This is a genomic window from Spongorhabdus nitratireducens (assembly GCA_947387575.1).
In the GTDB taxonomy this organism is placed as follows: domain Bacteria; phylum Pseudomonadota; class Gammaproteobacteria; order Pseudomonadales; family Endozoicomonadaceae; genus CANDOC01.
This window is the reverse complement of the sequence record CANDOC010000008.1, coordinates 161,729-180,554: the sequence shown is the minus strand read 5'-3', so window position 1 is coordinate 180,554 and position 18,826 is coordinate 161,729. Positions and strand designations below refer to the sequence as shown.

Sequence of the window (18,826 nt, the reverse complement as noted above, 5' to 3'; positions counted from 1 at the left end):
CTGCAACGAGGAGGGCAAAACATGAAAGAACTGGGTTCAACAGATAAAACCAGAATTCGCCGGGGACCAAAGCGTGCTGTTTTCGATCGCGCTATGTTGTATCAGATTTTTGATCAGGCTCATGTTGCCCATGTGGGATTTGCGGTGGATGAGCAATCTTATGTGATTCCGATGCTGTGCTGGAGGGTTGATAACCGGCTCTATATCCATGGCAGTAATGGCAGCAGGATGATTAAGGCTTTGACGGAAGGTGGGCAGTGTTGTGTTACTGCAACTTTGCTGGACGGGATGGTACTTTCAAAATCAGCCTTTCATCACAGCACTAATTATCGGTCAGCGGTAGTTTTTGGCAGATTCAGCAAGGTGACTGATGACGCTGAAATCAATGAGTCACTCAAGCTCTTTCTGGAGCATATTGCGCCTGGGCGCTGGGATAAAGTACGTCCGCCTTCTGAAAATGAACTCCGTGCCACGACCATACTTTCAATTGAGCTTGAAGAAGCTTCAGTCAAGGTTCGCACCGGAGGGCCTAATGAAGATAAGGAAGATATTGATTTACCGGTCTGGTCGGGGGAGATGGTAATAAGACAGAAGGTTGGGCAGATGATTCCCGATCAATATTCACCCGAAAATGAAGCAGCGCCTGATTACAGTGCCGCCTGGGGAGATCGTTGGGAACAGTAATAGGCTAACACTTAGAAGGAGTTGTGGTTTTCCCAAAAAGAATCGGGTTTTCTCTCGCTAGTGCCTGACAAATACATTCCACTGATGCGTCCGGTTCCAGCCGGGCAGTATCAATCTTGATCAGTGGTACTATGGGCATATCAAAATGGAAGAAGCCCTGCTGCTTTAATCGTTGGTATGTCTGTACGTCTCTCAATTTTCGGAATCTGGCCCTGTCTTTATTGGCCAGCCTTTCCTCAAGTATCGGTTCAGGACAGTGCAGCTGGATATAATGCACCTGTCCGCCAGCTTTCAAAATTATGCGTCTTAACCGTTCGTGAAAGTTGGTTGGAACCGATTTTTCCGTACAGAATGTGTGAATAAAGCTGAGTTGCTGGGCCGCTGCAAGCCGAAATGCATGTAACCAGATCATGTTTCGTAAGCGACAATAGGGTTGAGTGGCGTGGGCAAACAGCGGAGTCACTGCATCCAGACTGGCATGATTATGCCAGTTTGGCAGTTTCAGCCGCTCTGCCAGCTTTTGCGCAACGGTATATTTACCGACGCCAGGCAACCCGAAAAGAATGATAACAGTGAAGTTCTGTTGCGCAGGAACAGGCATGTTAATGACCATTCAAATTGATAAGCAGTAACATCGGTGCTCATATCACTCTTTTGATCAAACAGAGGTCAGTTTAGGTGACTTTTTAGGTGGCTTTATTTCTGGCAGTGAAGAGAGCCCCTGTACTTACAGAGGCCTGATGCTTAAAAAGCGTTACTGATATCCGATACATGAATGATCTGACAACCTGCGGTGCGGGCAGATTGCATACCGGGCTCGGAATCTTCTACCGCAATGGCTGTAGCGGGTGAAACCGATAACAGCTTGCAAGCCATCAGGTAAGGTGCCGGATGTGGCTTGTTATGGGCCACATCGTCGGATGTTATGGTGTGGTTCAGCACCTGAAGCAGAGGAAACCGGACAAGCATCCGGTCAACATGGGTACGACCGGATGAAGTAACCAGCGCCGAGGGTTTATTGTTATCCCTGACCCACTCCAGAAGAGCTTCAGCTCCCGGTATAAACTGGATCAGTTCATCCACATTGTTATCACGGCGATATTGCCGTTGAAGCTGACGAAACTGCGACGGATCAAAGTCATTTCCTGCTCGAAGTCGAAGCTCATCCAGAAACTCTGAAGACTTGCGACCATGGCCAATCCTGGCCAGTTCGTCATCGTAGTGAAAACCCATCTGTTCCGCTGCCCAGCCCCGGGCCTGAGTATAGAGCGGTTCTGAATCCAGCAGGGTACCGTCCATATCCAGCAGTAGGGCTGAGGCTGCTTCAAGTTGTTGTCTTAATGATTCTTTCATTGTTCTTTTATTGTCAGTACAGCAATCAAATATCTGACAGGAATCGTCCTAGCCTCCAAGATAGGCTTTGCGGACATCCTCATTCGCAAGAAGGTTAGCACCGGAATCCTGCAGTACGATCCGGCCGTTTTCCAACACGTAGCCACGGTCTGCCAGTTTCAGTGCCTGGTTGGCATTCTGTTCGACCAGAAAGATCGTGACACCTTCTTCCCGCAGTTTTTCAATAATCTCGAAAATCTGCTGAATAACGATAGGAGCAAGACCCAGAGAAGGTTCATCCAGAAACAGCAGTCGCGGTTGGCTCATTAATGCACGACCAATGGCTAGCATCTGTTGCTCTCCGCCAGACATAGTGCCACTGCGTTGCTGATAACGTTCTTTCAGGCGGGGAAACAGTTCGAGCACATGCTCAAGTCGTTCATCAAACGCCTCGTTCGGAGTGAAGTAACCGCCCATGTGCAGGTTTTCTTCCACAGTCAGGCGTGAAAAAACACGACGACCCTCAGGTACAATGGCGATGCCATCACGCATTATCTGGGAAGTGTTCAGGCGGGTTATATCCTTGCCTTCAAACATAATCCGACCAGTTGTGGCATGAGGATCGCCACAGATGGTCATCAGCAGGGTGGTTTTACCCGCACCGTTGGCACCGATAAGTGTCACGATTTCACCAGGCCTGACATCCATGCTGACATTATCCAGCGCCTGAATTTTGCCGTAGTGAGTCGATATGTTTTCAAGGCTTAGCATTGCTGCTCTTTGTGAAGAAACACCAGCCTGGTCCGGTTTTACAGCTGCAACAGACATCAGGTTTCTCCCAGATAGGCTTTGATAACATCAGGATGGTTTTGCACACTTTCCGGTGTACCGCTGGCCAGTGGGCGGCCCTGGTTAATGACATAGATTCGGTCTGAAATGCCCATAACCAGCTGCATATCATGCTCGATCAGCAGTACAGAGACCTTATGATGATCTCTCAACTCACAGATCAGATTATCCAGCTCTTCGGTTTCTTTCGGGTTCAAACCAGCTGCAGGCTCATCCAGCATCAACAGATCCGGCCTGGTCACCATGCAGCGGGCAATTTCCAGTCGACGTTGCTGACCATACGCCAGATTACCGGCATTACGGTTAGCCATATCCAGCAGGTTTACCCGTTCCAGCCATTGCATAGCCTTATCGAGTGCCATGGCTTCACTGCGCCGGAATCCCGGCGTATTGAACAACCCTGCCAATAAACTGGTATTCATATGGCGGTGCTGGGCAACCAGCAAGTTTTCCAGCACGGTCATATCCTTGAACAGGCGAACATGCTGAAAGGTACGCACAATACCCTTGCGGGATATTTTATGACCGGGCAGACCGGCAATATCTTCGCCCTTGAAGCGAATAGTGCCGGCTGTGGGCTTATAAAATCCGGTCAGGCAGTTGAAGACTGTCGTTTTACCGGCGCCGTTGGGTCCAATAATGGAGATAATCTCGTCAGAGTGAACTCTCAGGGCAACATTATCGACGGCAACCAGTCCGCCGAAGCGCATATTGAGATCGGATGCTTCCAGTAGTGGCTGGCTCATATTACACCTCCCGGACCAGTTGATTGCCTGATGTCGTCAGGTTGTCTGACTGCATGCTGACAACGCCCTGTGGCTTGCGCTCGACTTCAATATGGGGGCGTTTCATTGGTAGCAGCCCCTGTGGCCGCCAACCCATCATGAATACCATCATCAGGCCGAACATCAGCATCCGGTATTCGTTAAATTCCCGGGCAAACTCCGGCAGTAGCGTCATAATAATGGCGGCCAGAACAGTACCGATCTGGGAACCCATACCACCAAGTACCACGATCGCCAGAATGATGGCGGACTCGATAAAGGTGAAAGATTCGGGACTGATAAAGCCCTGTCGTGCAGCAAAGAAGGTTCCGGCAAAACCGGCAAAGGCCGCACCAATGGTAAACGCCGAAAGTTTGACGGCTGTCTTGTTCAAGCCAAGCGATTGACAGGCAATATCATCTTCCCGCAGCGCTTCCCAGGCACGGCCGATCGGCATACGCAGCAGACGATTGATTACAAAGACCGTGGCAATAACCAGCAACAGTGCAACGAGGTAGAGGAAAATGACCTTGTAGCCACTGCTGTAATCAATACCAAAGAACTCATGGAACGGCACATTGCCTTCTTCCTTGGCGCGGCGTGAGAACTCCAGTCCGAACAGATCTGGCTTGGGGATCTGGCTGATGCCGTTCGGGCCTCCGGTCAAGTCGGTCAAGTTATTCAGCAGAATCCGGATAATCTCACCGAAGCCGAGGGTAACAATGGCCAGATAGTCTCCACGGAGTCGCAATACCGGAAAGCCGAGAATAAAGCCAAAGAATGCAGCCAGCAGACCACCTGCCAGCAAACCGGTCCAGAAATCGATGCCGAAATACATATTCAGCAAGGCATAGCTGTAGGCACCTACGGCATAGAAACCGACATAACCCAGATCCAGCAGGCCGGCCAAACCGACCACTATATTCAGGCCCAGTCCCAGCATAATGTAGATCAGGGTCAGGGTTGCCAGGTCGACAGAACCTCTGGAGGCAAAGAATGGCCAGATCATCAGGCCGGCAACCAGAAAGCAGAGTGCAGTGGTCTTCAAGCCGGATAGCTGAGAAGTTGTCTTTACTTTCTCGGAAATACTGGTGGGTACAGCATTGCCCATAGATGAGCGGGTGTTTTGCCAGCCTTGAGATATCTCATTCCGAAAAAACTGAAACAGGAAGACAATCACTGCACCGCTGATTATCCAGGATAACCGGGTGCCCTCAGCAACCTGAATAACAAGTTCAGTGCCGTTTGATTCCAGCGTCAGGCCCAACAGCATGGACGTCAGCAGTAACAAGACAAAGGTAGCCGCAATGGCGTTGAAGAAACGTGTTTTCATGCGCCACACTCCTACACTTTTTCAACTTCAGGCTTGCCGAGCAAACCGGTTGGTTTGAACAGCAGAATCAGTACCAGCAGGGAGAAAGCGACAACGTCTTTATATTCCGTGCTGAAGTAGCCGGCAGTAAAGGCTTCTGTTATGCCAAGGATCAAACCACCCAGCACTGCTCCGGGAATACTGCCGATGCCGCCCAGTACTGCGGCGGTGAATGCCTTGAGTCCGGCCATAAAGCCGATGTAGGGATTGATAACGCCGTAGTACATGCCCAGCAGTACACCGGCCACTGCTGCGAGTGCAGCGCCCAGCACAAATGTCAGGGCAATAATGCCGTTGGTGTTGATACCCAGCAGGTTGGTCATACCCTGATCTTCAGCGCAGGCTCGGCAAGCGCGCCCCATCCGTGAGCGTGAGATGAACAAAGTCAGTGCCGTCATGCTGATAAAGGTGACAACAAATATCAGCACCTGCATGTACGACAAGGTTGCGCTAAAGCCGTCAGCAGGACCAATCGTCCAGCCACCGGTAATCAGGCTAGGCATTGCAATATCTTTGCTGCCCTGAGCCAGTCGAACATAGTTCTGCAGGAAGATGGACATACCGATAGCGGATATCAACGGAATCAGACGATTTCCGCCCCGTAACGGACGATAGGCGATTCGTTCGATACTCCAGCCATAGGTGCTGGTGATAATAATGCTGACCAGAAAAGCGCCGAGCAGCATCAAAGTGACGCTGTCGATACCGATCATGGCCAGCCCGGCCATCACAATAAACGCTACATAGCTGCCGATCATATAGATCTCGCCATGCGCAAAATTGATCATTCCGATGATGCCGTAGACCAGGCTGTAGCCTATGGCGATAAGTGCGTAGGTGCTGCCGACGGTGAGCCCGTTCAGCAACTGCTGGATAAAGTAGTAGGCTGATTCTGGCATATTGTACTGCTTTTAGTATTTCCGTTCTGGCCGTCTTTTAGACGTACCGTGACGAATATTTTTTTATTGGTAGCAACGGTGAGCTGCCTGCTCAGATCGAAGCATACTTGATCCGTATTGGTACGTATAGGTCTGTAGCGAAACTTGCGGCTGTCGACTACTTTGATTTTTATGAATCATTTCAGTGTATTGCGGTGCCATGGCTTCACTGTTTCTGGCAATACCCGATCTTGAGCTCAAAGTGCAGCCTCATGTCACCTTTGCCGGATTCAAGGCTGAGGGTAGTTTGCTGCCCATAGAGTCACTGGATTTCAGAATCATGCGCCCGATCGGAATGCAGATCGGCAATCTTCCCAATCAGGACGCAGCTCATCTGAGATTTACGCCACTAAAGGTCGTACGCCAGCGGGATGAAGCCTCGGAAAATATCCTTTCTTATCTGCTGATGCCGGGAAAAAAAGGCTTTGAGTGCTGCTTTTATAAGTGCCGGTTGTTAACCATGAACTCCGGAGAGAAAGCCATTTGCCCTTTTTTTAATGTGGATATTTTTGGTTGCCGGATAATTAACCTGAACTATGACTTGCGGGGAGACAGTTTCGTTGAAACCTTTTATCTGGCTTATACCCGAATGTCCATGTGGGGTTGCAATTATGATGAGATGGTTGAGGGGATGCCTACCGGAATAAAGAAAACCTGGGCCTATGATCTATCGTCCGGCAAGGCCCAGTCTCGACGAAAGGGTAAATAGAGAACAGTTATGAGCAATAAAGGTTGCTGCTGAGTATCACTGAATCAGCTTGAGGCTTTGTTTCCGGGTCATAACATAAGCGACCTTTTCATAATAATAAGCCGCTTCATTAATAAAAATTGGAAAGCCGGCTTGCCCTGTATGGGGTAACTCTTCGCCCTCAAACGTATAGAAAGACAGGTCGCCGGGTTTTAGATACTCAAAATCCCGGTCCTGTAGGTTCTGATGAACCATTGCATTGATATTTCCTGAACTGCCTGCGGGGTAAGGGATTTTCTCGATGGATTGATAAACAGTCAGTTCATCAGAAGTGATGCTAGTTTGTTGTTCAGACGACAGCTGCAGAAATTCCACTAGCTTGTGAATAACCTGCTCCGTCATATCAAACAAATCCTGTCGTATCACACCGTTAGGAATAGGGCCGACTTCGATAGCCAGGCCAAAATGGGAAATACTGTTCAGGACACCGTTTGCCCGTTGTGAGTCACTGACAATAATGCGAACTTCCGGGTATGTCTGCTGGACAAAAGCTGCTGCCTGTAAATTCAACAGTTGGCCTTCACGTACAATCAGTGTCATACCCATGTTCGACGTAGTGCTGTGAAGATCGATGATAAAACGGTCATCTACAGGTTTTGGTCCGAGCAGATCATTTATTTCCCGCGCCCGCTGATGTTCATAGCTATCGGTATAACCAGTTGTGTAACTATCAACATCCTGCGTTTGTAAAATCTCGTCAGAAAAAGAGCGGTTCAGATCGGAATCGATAAACCGGACTGACTTTTTATGGGCTTCCGGATTGGCTAGCAGAAAATCGACAGGAATTGAGCTGGCAGCGAAGGTCTTTTGGTTTTGCAGTTTGTGAATCAGATACGGTCCAAGAAACTCATTACCGTGGGTTCCACCGACAATGGATATATTCTTTATCATTTAAAAGACCGCCTCTGTTTTCTGCTCAGCAGAATCCATTTTGCTTGGGAAATTTGATCGTCAGTTTTCTGGCAGCATAGATGCTGGTTCCAATAACGCAAAAGCGGCAAATACCATGAATAGTATCTGCCGCTTGTATGAGGCTAATTAACCATTTTTATTAATTTAATGGTGTTTTTGAGCCATCAGAGTGCCATTCGTAGACCACAAAGTTGAAGTCTTTCAGATCACCCTTTTTGTCAAAAGCCAGAGAGCCTGTCGGAGTCGAGAAAGAGGCGCTGCGCAGGGTAGCAGCGATTTCTGTCGGATCTTCGCTTTTAGCCAGTTTCATACTGTCGGCCATAACCTGTACCGCAGAGTATGAAGGGAATACAAACGGGCCGGTGGCATCCTGTTCTTTTGCCTGGAAAGCATCAACCAGCGCCTTGTTGGCGGGATCCTGATCAAAGCTCTTGGGCAGGGTTACCAGCAGACCTTCAGAGGCTTTGCCGGCAATGGCAGAGATGTCCTTGTTGCCGACACCTTCCGGGCCCATAAACTTGGCATCCAGCTTCTGGTCAGCACTCTGACGCAGAATCAGACCCAGCTCCGGGTGGTAGCCGCCGTAGTAAACGAAGTCGACATCTTCTTTCTTCAGTTTGGCGATCAGAGCGGAGAAGTCCTTATCGCCTGCAGTGACACCTTCAAACAGCACTACATCGATGCCGGCTTTTTCGACGGTTTCTTTAACAGCGGTGGCAATACCTTCACCGTACTGCTGCTTGTCGTGGACAACAGCCATACGCTTGGGCTTGATGCTCTGGGCAATATAACGGCCGGCAGTCGGGCCTTGCAGGCTGTCGAGGCCAATGGTACGGAAGATCATTTCATAACCGCGGGAGGTGATGTCCGGGCTGGTGGAAGCCGCGGTAATCATCAGAATGCCCTCTTCCTCATAGATATCGGAAGCCGGCTGGGTAGATGAGGAGCACAGATGCCCCACCACAAAGCGAATATCTTCATTGACGATTTTGTTGGCAACCGCAACAGCCTGTTTCGGGTCGCAGGCATCATCAAACCGGATAGCTTCCAGCTTTTTGCCGTTCACACCACCGTTCTTGTTGATCTGTTCAACCGCCATTTCAGCACCGATAAACTGCATGGTGCCATACTGGGAAACCGGCCCGGATTCAGGCCCTGCCAGTGCAATCTTGATGGTGTCGGCCTGGACCATACCAGCGGTCAGGGTTAAAGCAGCACCAAAACCGGCCAGGGTCTTGTGGAATGTTTTGATCATAAGCGCACTCACTTGGTGTTGTTATTATTGCGTTCCCTACTGCGAAGGCTGTTGCCGGAAAATGCAGCAATCAATATCCCTTATGATGCACACTGCACTTCTTCGCTCATGGCTTTTTATTATGCTGAAGCTGTTTATTGTTTTATTGCAGCTGAATTCATTCTACGTATTTTTACTTGAAAGCAAAGTGTCGTGTTTAATCCTGGTGCAATCTTTTTGTGAATTGGAGTGATAAAGAGGTAGTACAAGAAGAGCTAAAGCGCTTTCACAGGCTATGAAAGCGCTTGTAAAACAGATCAGGGCTTGATGGTTTTCACGCCATCTTTGGTGCCCAGAAACAGCACGTCAGCAGGACGGGCTGCAAACAGGCCGTTTGTGACGACACCAGTAATCTGGTTGATAGCCGCTTCAGTTGCTTTCGGGTCGATAATTTCCATATTCCAGACATCCAGAATAATGTTGCCGTTATCGGTTACAACACCTTCACGGTAAGCCGGATCACCACCCAGTTTTACGATTTCACGACCCACATGGCTGCGTGCCATCGGAATCACTTCTACCGGCAGCGGGAATTTGCCCAGAACACCAACCAGCTTGCTTTCGTCTGCAATGCAGATGAACTCTTCGGCCACGGCGGCAACAATCTTTTCCCGGGTCAGGGCTGCACCACCGCCTTTGATCAGGTGTAGCTGGTCATTGGACTCATCAGCACCGTCTACATAGAAACGCATGTTGCTGACAGAGTTCAGGTCATAGACCGGGATACCATGGCTTTTCAGACGCTCGGCAGAAGCCTCAGAGCTGGCAACTGCACCGTCAAAGTCATCCTTCAGCTCGGCCAGCATATCGATAAAGAAATTGGCGGTTGAGCCGGTGCCGATACCCAGAATCATATCGTCTTCCAGATGAGGCTTGATCAGCTCGATAGCGGCACGGGCAGTGGCTTGCTTCAGTTCGTCCTGGGTCATACTGCGGTCCTGAAAAGTATGGGTGTTTAAAGCGGGGATTATAACGGAGTTGAGGCGGGCTGGAGAAAGTAAAAAATTGTTTTCTTCTGCAGATATTAGAGTGGCTATGCCGACTATCGGGATAGATGCCGCTCAGGCTGCGTTTTGTCTATGCTTCTGTCTTTGCGGCCTGCTTTGCACTTAGACGGGAGTCCATCACATGCAAAAAAAACAACTGTGTGGTTGGCGTAGTTTTCTGTTGGTCTATTTATGTGCTTTGTTTACTGTCTCATCATCATGGGCAATGGTTTTTGTTCTTCCTGATGGAGTGAAAGTTACAGTCGAGCAGAAGTTAGATGATGGCAACATTGTTGAAAATCATCATATTGAAACAGTGTCTGGAGATGAAAAGCTTGAATTGAAACTGTTCAAGGAAGAAAAGGGCTACTTGGAGACAGAAGCTTATAAGCACTCTAACAGAAATGGTGTCGGATTTATTTGCTTATCATCCAAGTCAGAAGAAAAGTGCACTGGACCTGTCAGATACAAGGGGCGAGTGGAAGTCGTTGTTATTGGTGTAGATTCTGAATCTGATTTAAGCACGTTATTGTTGCCGGACAGGATGAAGGCATCCTGTTTACAGCAATCCTCTCGCTCATCCAGTGATGGATATCTGGATGTCACAGTTCCCTCTTCAAAATCAATGGCTCATTTTTACTGTTCTGATATTCCAAGAAACAAAGTTGACTTCAGACAGCTTTTGATTCGTGGTGCTGATGAGCAAGCGATTTGTGTTCCCGGCCGTTTATTACCTGATCAAAAAGCGGACATGTTCTCTGCTATTGTCATCCGATTCAAGCCTAATGATAGTAGTTATCCTGTGGAGCTGTTTGTGCATCTGGCTGATGTCCCACGGGTACAGGAAGCTCAGGCAGCCTTGACCGAAATGTCCACGGTTCTTAGAAAATCTGAAATGTTTGATAAATTAAAGGCAAAAGCTCTGCCTTTAAGGGGAATGTCACTGAATGACGAGTTTAGGAAAAAAGGCACTTGGGGGTTTTCACGGCTTATACAGCGTGCTGTGGCATCCTACTATTATGGTTACTTTCCAGGCTCTTTGTTCCCCAGCTTTGATGATATTCCTAGAGAGGGAATACCTGCCAAAACTATCCTGGAAACGGTGAAGTTACTTGCATCAGAAGAAAACAAAGAATGGGTTGAAGGACTGATTTCGGGGTCAATCTACAGTGGAGATTTAGCGCACTACAGGTTTTTGGGTGAGGGCTTCACCTGTTTTGCTCATACCAACTTGATTCAGCGTCATCTGAATGTCAGTGGTGCCTATTTTGAAGATCAGGTTGTCAATATGCTGCTGAACATGCTGCATGCGCCCAATATGCCCGTACAGCCTAAAAAAGTTGTCTCTGAAGACAGTGATGAAGAAAGCTCTGATGAGCCTGCAAAGGTCGTGGTGACAGATCCAACAGGTGAAGGTGATCTTGGGGTTGGCTTTGATCAAGACTTGTTTAGTTCACGTCCGTCAGGTGTTATCACGCCAGGAGGAACAGATAGCATCAAAGCCGCCTTGCTCGCTTGCAGGAACGTTGCAACAAGAAGTCCTCGCTATAAGGGAATAAAGCGGTTTGAAGTTATTGTTCCCAGAACAGCACACCCCGCTTTTCGTAAGGGTGCTGAAGCTTGTGGTATGGATCTGATTTATGCTGAAGTGGATAAGACAACCTTCAAGGTGGATACTGATGATGTGCGTGCAAAAATTAACCACAGCACTATTCTGATTGTTGGCTCGGCATTCAGTTACCCGCATGGTGTCGTAGATAACATCAGTGCTCTGGCTGATTTGGCTAGAGAGTTTGGGCTTTTCCTGCATGTTGATGGCTGTCTGGGCGGTTTCCCTCTTCACTGGTTACAGGAAATAAGACAGGCTCAGCTGAAGGAGGGTGTGCAGGAGGGTGACGATGATCTTGTTTCAGAAGTCCCGCTTTTTGATTTCAGTATTCCCGAAGTAACCAGTATTTCAATTGATACCCATAAATATGGTTACTCGCTGAAAGGAAGTTCGGTCATCCTTTTCAGAACGAAAATGCTAAAAGATGCTTTGGCTTTTGTAGAGCATGACTGGCCGGGTGGATTTTATCTGACAACGAATCAGCAGGGCAGTACTTGTGTTGGTAACTTTACAGCAGCCTGGATGGCATTGCTGAAAACCGGAAAGGCAGGGTATGAGATGCTGGCTTATGAGTTACATCACAGAACCAGAGATTTTGCAGAAATAATTGGCTCTTATCCTGAACTGGAAGTGATCGGTGTGCCATACACTCAGGTTTGCTTTAAGGCAAAAGATAAGTCAGGAGTCAGCATTTTGCATGTCAATGACTCTCTGAATGAAGATGGCTGGCAACTTACTGTTTGTCAGAATCCGCCAGTACTTCGCTTTTGTGTGACCGGGCCTCAGATCCAGAATGGTAATATTGTCGAGCGCTTTGAGGCATCTATGAGGAAAGCTGTCGAGCATGCAAGAGTAAAAGGTACCCGCGAAAAAGCTAATTCAGCCAGTTTCTATGGGTTGGCTAAGTATGGGGTAAATCTCGAATCTCGTGAAAACAAAGAGGCATTTGCCAAAACAGCGATACAATTAATGGGTGCATCCAGTAACCAGCCTGACGACTCTATAGTGGAAGACTTCAAGCAGAACTGGAAGCGGGAGCTTTATAGTTTGCTGGGTATCACTGAGCTAGAGCATCCGCATTGTGGTCGTCCGGATGCCTTTTTATTGGGACCTTTTATGGGTAGGCCTCTTGTACAGCCAGTACTCTAGATATTGTCATCAAAGAAAGGATGGATATGCGAACCTAAATATCTATCCTTTTCCTTACTATCATATCGATTCAGAGTGATCTCATACCTTATAAGTACACCGTTCTAGAAAGTTAATGGCATTTCATTAGAATACAGGGCAACGGAAGACCATTCTGCATGCAGAAGCGGTTTTACAGCAGCCACAATAAAAACAGTGAAGTGCCATGCCTGACCAGTACATCCGCAAGATCCTTGAAGCTCGCGTCTATGATGTGGCTGTCGAAACCCCGATTACTGTTGCCCCGTTTCTGACCCAGCGTCTGAATAACGACATTCTGATCAAACGCGAAGATCTGCAGCCGGTTTTTTCTTTCAAGATTCGTGGTGCCTATAACCGCGTGGCGAGATTATCAGAGGAAGAGAAAGCGAAGGGTGTAATTGCTGCATCAGCAGGTAATCATGCCCAGGGCCTGGCGCTGGCAGCAAAGCAGTTGGGTATTAAGGCTGTGATCGTTATGCCTCGCACGACACCGGAAATTAAAGTGAAGGCGGTGCTGGCCCGTGGTGCCGAAGTGGTTCTGGAAGGGGATGCTTTTGATGAAGCGCTGGCTCATGCCATGAAATTGGTGGATGAGAACGGCTATACCTTTGTTCATCCCTATGATGATGTGGATACCATCGCCGGTCAGGGCACAATTGCAATGGAAATCCTGCGTCAGCACCCGGACCCGCTGGATGCGATTTTTATTCCGGTAGGTGGTGGCGGTCTGATTGCTGGCGTTTCGGCCTATATCAAATATATCCGCCCGGATATTCGTATTATCGGTGTTGAGTATGAAGAGTCAGCTTGTTTGAAAGCTGCGCTTGAGGCCGGTGAACGAGTGATATTACCGCATGTGGGTATCTTTGCTGACGGTGTAGCTGTAGCTCAGATTGGTAAAGAAACATTCCGCATCTGTCGTGAATGTGTCGATGAGGTGATCACTGTAAATGCTGATGAGATCTGCGCAGCCATCAAGGATACTTTTGACGACACCCGATCTGTAACCGAGCCGGCAGGAGCCTTGGGAATTGCGGGAATAAAGAAGTACGTGCAGCAGAATAAGGTGAAAGGACAGACATTACTGGCGATTGAAAGTGGTGCCAATATCAACTTTGATCGACTGCGCTATGTTGCCGAACGGGCAGAGCTGGGTGAGAAGCGTGAAGCCATCATGTCAGTCTCTATTCCTGAGCGCCCTGGTAGTTTTAAAGCCTTCTGTGAAGCCATTGGCAGACGCAATATTACTGAATTCAACTACCGCTATCACAGTACTGAAAGTGCCAGCATCTTTGTAGGTGTCCAGACTCACCCTGAGAAAGATCCACGGGAAAAACTGCTGGAGGAGCTTAACAGTAAAGGCTACCAGGCTCAGGACCTGACCGAAAATGAGCTGGCCAAGCTGCATATTCGCCATATGGTGGGTGGTCATGCTGCCAACGTTGAAAATGAAGTGTTATACCGTTTCGAATTCCCCGAGCGCCCTGGTGCTTTGCTAAATTTCCTGAACAAACTTGGAGAGCGCTGGAATATCTCCATGTTCCACTACCGTAACCATGGTGCTGCCTATGGCCGGGTGGCTGTCGGGCTACAGGTACCCACAGGAGAGCGGCGGGATGTTGAGGCATTTCTGGACGAGATCGGTTACTACTATCGGGAAGAAACCGGTAACCCGGCATACGAAGCATTTCTGGCATAGATGCCCGGGCAATAGTCAGCTGAGAAATAACAATTCAGGTCGTCAATCTCTTGATGCAGCCTCATAAGCCAAAAGCTTATGAGGCTTTAGCTTCTCTGGTTCCCAGGGAGGCTTGCATCAGAGCACATAACTCGTCGACTCTTTCCGGCCTGACATACAGCTCCTGATAGCTTTCAATCAGATATTTTTTACCGGATTCTGTCAGTGTGAATGCGCCTATGTCCGCGGTAGAAAGTGGACTTTTGAAGCTAATCAACCCGGCTTCCAGTAGATCACGTTCAGAGATGCCAAGCAGTGCTTCAAGTTCTCCGAATGACATGAAACCGTCATTCTTCAACTGTACAGCGGCCTTATCTCTCTCAATAAAGAATTCTTCGGTCAGACTCATTTATTAACTTCAGATATCATGCAGGTGATATTCAATTCTGTTCAGCAACTGGTTCATGACACCATGCCGAATAGAAAGAATAATGACACCACGCAGAAAACATTTTGCTTGAATTGTCGCAGTAAAAAATGCAAGACAATCACCCAGTCCAGCTTTCTGTATCCAGCCAATCCGTTCACTCGGCAGCATATGCCGAATTCCGTTTCTTTCAACCCATCCAAGCCAGTTTAAACCGGGAATACAGATATCATGGTTTGCTGTTGCTGTCAGAAATTCAAGCTCCAGCTTTTCGTCTGATATTTTGTCTTCTGTTTCCAGATAACTCAGGCCTTTTCGTGCAGCCTTCAGAAAAGTCAAAATATCCTGCTCTGCTGGAAAGTTGACCAGCATAACCGCGATATTTTCAATATGGCTGTACCAGAATAACTGCGATAACCAGTTGCTCGGGAGTTCACTATAACCATAGTAAGCACCGGCCAGCTGACCATAGATGGCTGCTGTCGTATCGGCATCATCACCCAGATTGGCGGCCATTAAAGCGCCCTGCTCGAAACTATCGCTATGCAGAAAACACCATAAGGCGGCTTCCAGTGATTCAACAACAAAGCCACTGCCTTTAATATTATCGACAGACTTCTCGCTTAAGTGGCCGTTGGCTAACTGTTTGATATCAGGATGCCAGTCTGCCATCTCTGCCGTCATTTCACGTCCAAACTCAAATAGCAGCTGCTGCTTGTCTGGTGTCTGCTGTGAACAAAGTAGTTTCTGCAGGTAATAGCAGAACAGCTGGCAAGCCTGAATGCAGCGAATTTCCCCGTGCGTTGTCCGGCTGGAAACAGCTGCAGCATCCAGTAATACAGGGAGCGGTTCAGCGTGATGAAACAGGGCAATGGGAGCAATGCGCATCAGACTACCATTGCCTGCGCTCCATTCATCGGTACTACCGGCCAGGGGGTTGGCTGTTATTGTGTATCGTTGCAGAGCTTTGCTGACAGTGGAACCGATATCAAAACAGCTGCCGGTAGAAGAGTTTTCCCCGTGCTGTTGCCAGCGAACATAGCGATTGATTTGATCATCCGGGTCATTTTCGCCAGTAGCCAACAGACTGTCGGCCAGACAAAGCATCATGGAAGTATCGTCAGTCCATTGCCCTGATTTCAGATTAAAAGGGCCGCCACCACAAAGACCGGTTAATGGCTCAAAGGATCCCCGTTCCCTGAATTCAACGGTTGTCCCCAGCGCATCCCCCAGAGCCAGTCCCAGCAATGCCCCCTTGGCTCGATCCATCGGAGAGATAGAAGTTAATCCTGTCATCATGACTTCCAGATTTTATGTCCGGCTGGTTATTTGAATTTTATCTTTGCTGACTCAGTAGCGCTTTGATTTCCTGCATTTCCCTGTGGATATCCTGCAGTGATGGCTCGCCTGAGTCCGCCTGTTCCTCTTGCCGGATTTGTTGTCTTTCCTGCTCAAGTACATTGACGACAATACCGATGATCATATTAAGAAAGGCGAAAGCGGTGAAAAAGATAAAGCTGATATAGTAGGCCCAGCTGAGTGGGTACACTTCCATTGTTTCGTACATGACATCCGTCCAGTCCTCGAAAGTCATGACTCTGAACAGTGTCAGGATACTGATGGCGATGTCACCCCACAACTCGGGATTAATCTTGTAAAAAAACGTGCTGCCGACAGCGGCATAGATATAGAAAATTATAAACATCAGTAGCATCACGTAACCGAGTTGTGGCAGTGCCTTGACCAGAGCACCCAGTAGCAGGCGCAGCTCGGGTATCATCGATACCATACGCAGTACCCGGAAAATCCTGATCAGGCGACCGACAAGGGCAAGCTCGGTATCTTCAGCCGGAATCAGGCTGACGACGACAATGATGGTATCGAAGATATTCCAGCCTGATTTGAAAAAGTGCCGCTTGTTCTCTTCCGCCAGAAATCGAATGGTAATTTCAATCAGAAAAAACAGAGTGATTCCCCAGTCGAGAATGGCGATGATCCGACTCATGGCATCCGGAATGGGGAATGTTTTTACCCCGATAACCATCGCCGAAAAAATAATGATGCTGATAACAAATAGCTCGAATAACTTGTTCGAGCGTATTACCTGAAAGCGTGCCTGAAGCGTGTTGTTATGCGACTTGCCAGGAGACTCGTTAGGAGGATTGCTAGGAGAAGTGTTAAGAGAATTATTATGAGAGTTATCAAGAGAATTGGTTTGCATGCTACCTGCTAATTAGATTTTGTTCTTTCCTGATAGAATTTTAACCTTGATAACAGATCAGATATAGATCAAAAAGAGGCATGAAATATCGCTTATTTGTCGGTTACTTCATAAAAGTCATATGAAAAGGATGGTAAAGTTATCTTATCTGCAGATGTTGTTTTAGGACAGTTTGCAGGCGACAGGTCGTACATAATAATGATGAGGGGGAATAAACATGTACGAGAAACTATTTCTTGCCAGTCTTGGTACCTATGCCCGTTATGAAAAACTGGGTAAGGAAGGTCTCAAGTTTTTTGATGCGCTTGTTGAAGAGGGGGAGTCTGTCAACGAGCGAGCGAGTGACAAGCTTGATGACATTAAAAGCCAAACAAAAAGCCGGCTCCAGGAACAGCTGGACAAAGTGAAGGACCTGTTAAATCTGCAGGATACTCACTCTGAAGTTGAAGCGCTGACTAAACAGGTTGAAGCACTGGCTGTATCCGTCAAAGCCCTGAGTGCCCGGGAAAAAATGCTGCGGGAAGAAATTGCCCAGCTGAGCACCAGCACCAAAAAGGCGCCGGCGCCCAGAAAAAAAGTAGCGGCGACTAAAGTCACCACTGCCCGCAAAACCTCAACCAAAGCAAAACCGGCTCCTGCCAAGACTGCAATAGCCAAAGCGGTGACGGCCAAATCCAAAGCAGCATCCTGATGCTTTGCCAGAGCTTGATCGCAATCAGGCTCTGGTAGTTGATTCTGAAACATCAAAACAGAAAAGGTATGAGGCTGTTTCTGGTCTGTCCCGGGTCTGTGGAATATTGCTGAAAGGCTACAGGGTCGATAGCATAGCGGGAATTTGAAACTAGCAGGTACCCGCTTTGTACTCAGTGTTGTTTTTATGCACGGGAAACTCAGCCCGTTCACAGCTGGCAGAAGTGATGTTTCGGCATATGGCTGATGGCTCGGCTGAAGTATTCAGTGCCGGTACAGATCCACAAACGATCGACCCCCGGGTATATGAAACGCTTGAGCAGAGGGGAATACCCTGTGGCGAGCTTTCCAGCAAAACCATTGAGCAGCTGCCGCAGCAATCTTTTGATTATGTGATTTCCCTGTGTGATAAAGCCAAGGATGAGTGTGAGCTTTACCCACCGTCACAGGCACTGATGCACTGGGATTTGACCGACCCAAAACCCCTGTCAGGTATTGCGCCTTTTACTGCCGCTGCAGATGAACTGGAAGAACGGATCAGGCTATTTCTGAAACTTAATACCGGTGCTGAAACATTAAATCCGTCGATACCCACCGAATTCTTTAAAATTCTCAGTGACAATACCCGTCTGCGTATTCTGATGCTGATTGAAGATGAAAAGGAACTCTGCGTTTCTGATCTTGCAGACGTCATGCAGGAAATCCAGCCCAAGATATCACGCCACCTGGCTCAAATGAGAAGTCTGAAAGTTTTGGATGTAAGACGACAGGGACAACAAATGTTTTACAGACTGGCTGATGATTTGCCATTGTGGGCGGCGCAAGTATTGCAAACCGTGCGCATGGGACAACCGGGATATATCAATTCAGAAAAAAAACGACTGAAAATAAAAGCGTTGTCGAAATTGGAGCATAAGCCGAAATTGGAACAAAAACCGAAGCTGGAACAAAAACAACCGGCATCAGTATGACAACTTTTGCATGATACCTGCATAAGTGTGAGATTATCACTTTATAACAAATGTTTGATCCCTTAAGATTCGAAACTGTCTCAACACATTACTTGTCATAAAAGCGTCGTTTTCAGGGCTGAATAACGATGCTTCCTATGGCTTTTGAGCACACACAAGAAAAAGACGAATTGAGGGGACT

The 18,826-nt window shown here is 48.0% G+C and carries 18 protein-coding genes; 6 read left to right on the top strand and 12 right to left on the bottom strand.

Annotated features, from left to right (window positions below):
• The first annotated feature begins 21 nt into the window (after nucleotides 1-21).
• Complete coding sequence (locus ACYZZ0_RS15640) at nucleotides 22-684, top strand: pyridoxamine 5'-phosphate oxidase family protein (RefSeq protein WP_461537579.1); 663 nt, start codon at nucleotides 22-24, stop codon at nucleotides 682-684.
• Between the two features lie 4 nt (nucleotides 685-688).
• Here ACYZZ0_RS15640 and ACYZZ0_RS15635 read toward each other — a convergent pair whose 3' ends face one another.
• The 6 genes from ACYZZ0_RS15635 to livH all read right to left on the bottom strand — a co-directional run bounded on the left by ACYZZ0_RS15635 (nucleotide 689) and on the right by livH (nucleotide 5,900).
• Nucleotides 689-1,285: an AAA family ATPase gene (locus ACYZZ0_RS15635; RefSeq protein WP_461537578.1), complete on the bottom strand. Its 597-nt coding sequence runs from the start codon at nucleotides 1,283-1,285 to the stop codon at nucleotides 689-691.
• 143 nt (nucleotides 1,286-1,428) lie between these two features.
• On the bottom strand, nucleotides 1,429-2,037 hold the full coding sequence (locus ACYZZ0_RS15630) for an HAD family hydrolase (protein ID WP_461537577.1): 609 nt from the start codon (nucleotides 2,035-2,037) through the stop codon (nucleotides 1,429-1,431).
• A gap of 48 nt (nucleotides 2,038-2,085) precedes the next feature.
• On the bottom strand, nucleotides 2,086-2,787 hold the full coding sequence (locus tag ACYZZ0_RS15625) for an ABC transporter ATP-binding protein (protein WP_461537677.1): 702 nt from the start codon (nucleotides 2,785-2,787) through the stop codon (nucleotides 2,086-2,088).
• A gap of 56 nt (nucleotides 2,788-2,843) precedes the next feature.
• Nucleotides 2,844-3,611: a high-affinity branched-chain amino acid ABC transporter ATP-binding protein LivG gene (gene livG / locus ACYZZ0_RS15620; RefSeq protein WP_461537576.1), complete on the bottom strand. Its 768-nt coding sequence runs from the start codon at nucleotides 3,609-3,611 to the stop codon at nucleotides 2,844-2,846.
• A 1-nt stretch (nucleotide 3,612) separates the two neighbouring features.
• Entirely contained in the window at nucleotides 3,613-4,962 is a 1,350-nt protein-coding gene (locus ACYZZ0_RS15615; protein ID WP_461537575.1) for a high-affinity branched-chain amino acid ABC transporter permease LivM, read from the bottom strand.
• A gap of 11 nt (nucleotides 4,963-4,973) precedes the next feature.
• On the bottom strand, nucleotides 4,974-5,900 hold the full coding sequence (gene livH / locus ACYZZ0_RS15610; protein WP_461537574.1) for a high-affinity branched-chain amino acid ABC transporter permease LivH: 927 nt from the start codon (nucleotides 5,898-5,900) through the stop codon (nucleotides 4,974-4,976).
• A gap of 199 nt (nucleotides 5,901-6,099) precedes the next feature.
• On the opposite strand from livH, the gene ACYZZ0_RS15605 reads away from it, so the two are divergent.
• On the top strand, nucleotides 6,100-6,648 hold the full coding sequence (locus ACYZZ0_RS15605; RefSeq protein WP_461537573.1) for a hypothetical protein: 549 nt from the start codon (nucleotides 6,100-6,102) through the stop codon (nucleotides 6,646-6,648).
• 36 nt (nucleotides 6,649-6,684) lie between these two features.
• Here the strand turns inward: ACYZZ0_RS15605 and ACYZZ0_RS15600 are convergent, their stop codons facing one another.
• The 3 genes from ACYZZ0_RS15600 to rpiA all read right to left on the bottom strand — a co-directional run bounded on the left by ACYZZ0_RS15600 (nucleotide 6,685) and on the right by rpiA (nucleotide 9,822).
• A complete protein-coding gene (locus ACYZZ0_RS15600; protein WP_461537571.1) occupies nucleotides 6,685-7,578 on the bottom strand; it encodes an aspartoacylase in 894 nt (297 codons plus the stop codon).
• A 160-nt stretch (nucleotides 7,579-7,738) separates the two neighbouring features.
• Complete coding sequence (locus ACYZZ0_RS15595; protein ID WP_461537570.1) at nucleotides 7,739-8,854, bottom strand: branched-chain amino acid ABC transporter substrate-binding protein; 1,116 nt, start codon at nucleotides 8,852-8,854, stop codon at nucleotides 7,739-7,741.
• 296 nt (nucleotides 8,855-9,150) lie between these two features.
• Nucleotides 9,151-9,822: a ribose-5-phosphate isomerase RpiA gene (gene rpiA, locus ACYZZ0_RS15590; protein WP_461537569.1), complete on the bottom strand. Its 672-nt coding sequence runs from the start codon at nucleotides 9,820-9,822 to the stop codon at nucleotides 9,151-9,153.
• A gap of 199 nt (nucleotides 9,823-10,021) precedes the next feature.
• Between rpiA and ACYZZ0_RS15585 the strand changes: the two genes are divergently transcribed.
• Both ACYZZ0_RS15585 and ilvA read left to right on the top strand, forming a co-directional pair.
• The gene (locus ACYZZ0_RS15585) at nucleotides 10,022-12,637 is read left to right on the top strand and encodes a pyridoxal phosphate-dependent decarboxylase family protein (protein ID WP_461537568.1); all 2,616 of its coding nucleotides are present in this window, start codon (nucleotides 10,022-10,024) and stop codon (nucleotides 12,635-12,637) included.
• A gap of 205 nt (nucleotides 12,638-12,842) precedes the next feature.
• Nucleotides 12,843-14,357 carry a threonine ammonia-lyase, biosynthetic gene (gene ilvA / locus ACYZZ0_RS15580; protein WP_461537567.1) on the top strand — a complete coding sequence of 505 codons (1,515 nt, stop codon included), beginning with the start codon at nucleotides 12,843-12,845 and terminating at the stop codon, nucleotides 14,355-14,357.
• A 76-nt stretch (nucleotides 14,358-14,433) separates the two neighbouring features.
• Here the strand turns inward: ilvA and ACYZZ0_RS15575 are convergent, their stop codons facing one another.
• From ACYZZ0_RS15575 to ACYZZ0_RS15565, 3 genes are read right to left on the bottom strand one after another with little or no spacing between them, the layout of a single operon-like run.
• A complete protein-coding gene (locus tag ACYZZ0_RS15575) occupies nucleotides 14,434-14,745 on the bottom strand; it encodes a hypothetical protein (protein ID WP_461537566.1) in 312 nt (103 codons plus the stop codon).
• A gap of 9 nt (nucleotides 14,746-14,754) precedes the next feature.
• Entirely contained in the window at nucleotides 14,755-16,062 is a 1,308-nt protein-coding gene (locus ACYZZ0_RS15570; protein ID WP_461537565.1) for an ADP-ribosylglycohydrolase family protein, read from the bottom strand.
• A gap of 37 nt (nucleotides 16,063-16,099) precedes the next feature.
• Entirely contained in the window at nucleotides 16,100-16,984 is an 885-nt protein-coding gene (locus tag ACYZZ0_RS15565; RefSeq protein WP_461537564.1) for an ion transporter, read from the bottom strand.
• Nucleotides 16,985-17,201: 217 nt separating this feature from the next.
• Here ACYZZ0_RS15565 and ACYZZ0_RS15560 point away from each other — a divergent pair, with 217 nt between their 5' ends.
• Nucleotides 17,202-17,675: a phasin family protein gene (locus ACYZZ0_RS15560; protein WP_461537563.1), complete on the top strand. Its 474-nt coding sequence runs from the start codon at nucleotides 17,202-17,204 to the stop codon at nucleotides 17,673-17,675.
• 175 nt (nucleotides 17,676-17,850) lie between these two features.
• Nucleotides 17,851-18,645: a metalloregulator ArsR/SmtB family transcription factor gene (locus tag ACYZZ0_RS15555; RefSeq protein ID WP_461537562.1), complete on the top strand. Its 795-nt coding sequence runs from the start codon at nucleotides 17,851-17,853 to the stop codon at nucleotides 18,643-18,645.
• Nucleotides 18,646-18,826: the final 181 nt, after the last annotated feature.

What these genes read in the sequence shown, in the direction of transcription:
- ACYZZ0_RS15640 (WP_461537579.1), top strand. Translation starts at nt 22, where the DNA reads ATGAAAGAACTGGGTTCAACAGATAAAACCAGAATTCGCCGGGGACCA.
- ACYZZ0_RS15635 (WP_461537578.1), bottom strand. Translation starts at nt 1,285, where the DNA reads ATGCCTGTTCCTGCGCAACAGAACTTCACTGTTATCATTCTTTTCGGG.
- ACYZZ0_RS15630 (WP_461537577.1), bottom strand. Translation starts at nt 2,037, where the DNA reads ATGAAAGAATCATTAAGACAACAACTTGAAGCAGCCTCAGCCCTACTG.
- ACYZZ0_RS15625 (WP_461537677.1), bottom strand. Translation starts at nt 2,787, where the DNA reads ATGCTAAGCCTTGAAAACATATCGACTCACTACGGCAAAATTCAGGCG.
- livG (WP_461537576.1), bottom strand. Translation starts at nt 3,611, where the DNA reads ATGAGCCAGCCACTACTGGAAGCATCCGATCTCAATATGCGCTTCGGC.
- ACYZZ0_RS15615 (WP_461537575.1), bottom strand. Translation starts at nt 4,962, where the DNA reads ATGAAAACACGTTTCTTCAACGCCATTGCGGCTACCTTTGTCTTGTTA.
- livH (WP_461537574.1), bottom strand. Translation starts at nt 5,900, where the DNA reads ATGCCAGAATCAGCCTACTACTTTATCCAGCAGTTGCTGAACGGGCTC.
- ACYZZ0_RS15605 (WP_461537573.1), top strand. Translation starts at nt 6,100, where the DNA reads ATGGCTTCACTGTTTCTGGCAATACCCGATCTTGAGCTCAAAGTGCAG.
- ACYZZ0_RS15600 (WP_461537571.1), bottom strand. Translation starts at nt 7,578, where the DNA reads ATGATAAAGAATATATCCATTGTCGGTGGAACCCACGGTAATGAGTTT.
- ACYZZ0_RS15595 (WP_461537570.1), bottom strand. Translation starts at nt 8,854, where the DNA reads ATGATCAAAACATTCCACAAGACCCTGGCCGGTTTTGGTGCTGCTTTA.
- rpiA (WP_461537569.1), bottom strand. Translation starts at nt 9,822, where the DNA reads ATGACCCAGGACGAACTGAAGCAAGCCACTGCCCGTGCCGCTATCGAG.
- ACYZZ0_RS15585 (WP_461537568.1), top strand. Translation starts at nt 10,022, where the DNA reads ATGCAAAAAAAACAACTGTGTGGTTGGCGTAGTTTTCTGTTGGTCTAT.
- ilvA (WP_461537567.1), top strand. Translation starts at nt 12,843, where the DNA reads ATGCCTGACCAGTACATCCGCAAGATCCTTGAAGCTCGCGTCTATGAT.
- ACYZZ0_RS15575 (WP_461537566.1), bottom strand. Translation starts at nt 14,745, where the DNA reads ATGAGTCTGACCGAAGAATTCTTTATTGAGAGAGATAAGGCCGCTGTA.
- ACYZZ0_RS15570 (WP_461537565.1), bottom strand. Translation starts at nt 16,062, where the DNA reads ATGATGACAGGATTAACTTCTATCTCTCCGATGGATCGAGCCAAGGGG.
- ACYZZ0_RS15565 (WP_461537564.1), bottom strand. Translation starts at nt 16,984, where the DNA reads ATGCAAACCAATTCTCTTGATAACTCTCATAATAATTCTCTTAACACT.
- ACYZZ0_RS15560 (WP_461537563.1), top strand. Translation starts at nt 17,202, where the DNA reads ATGTACGAGAAACTATTTCTTGCCAGTCTTGGTACCTATGCCCGTTAT.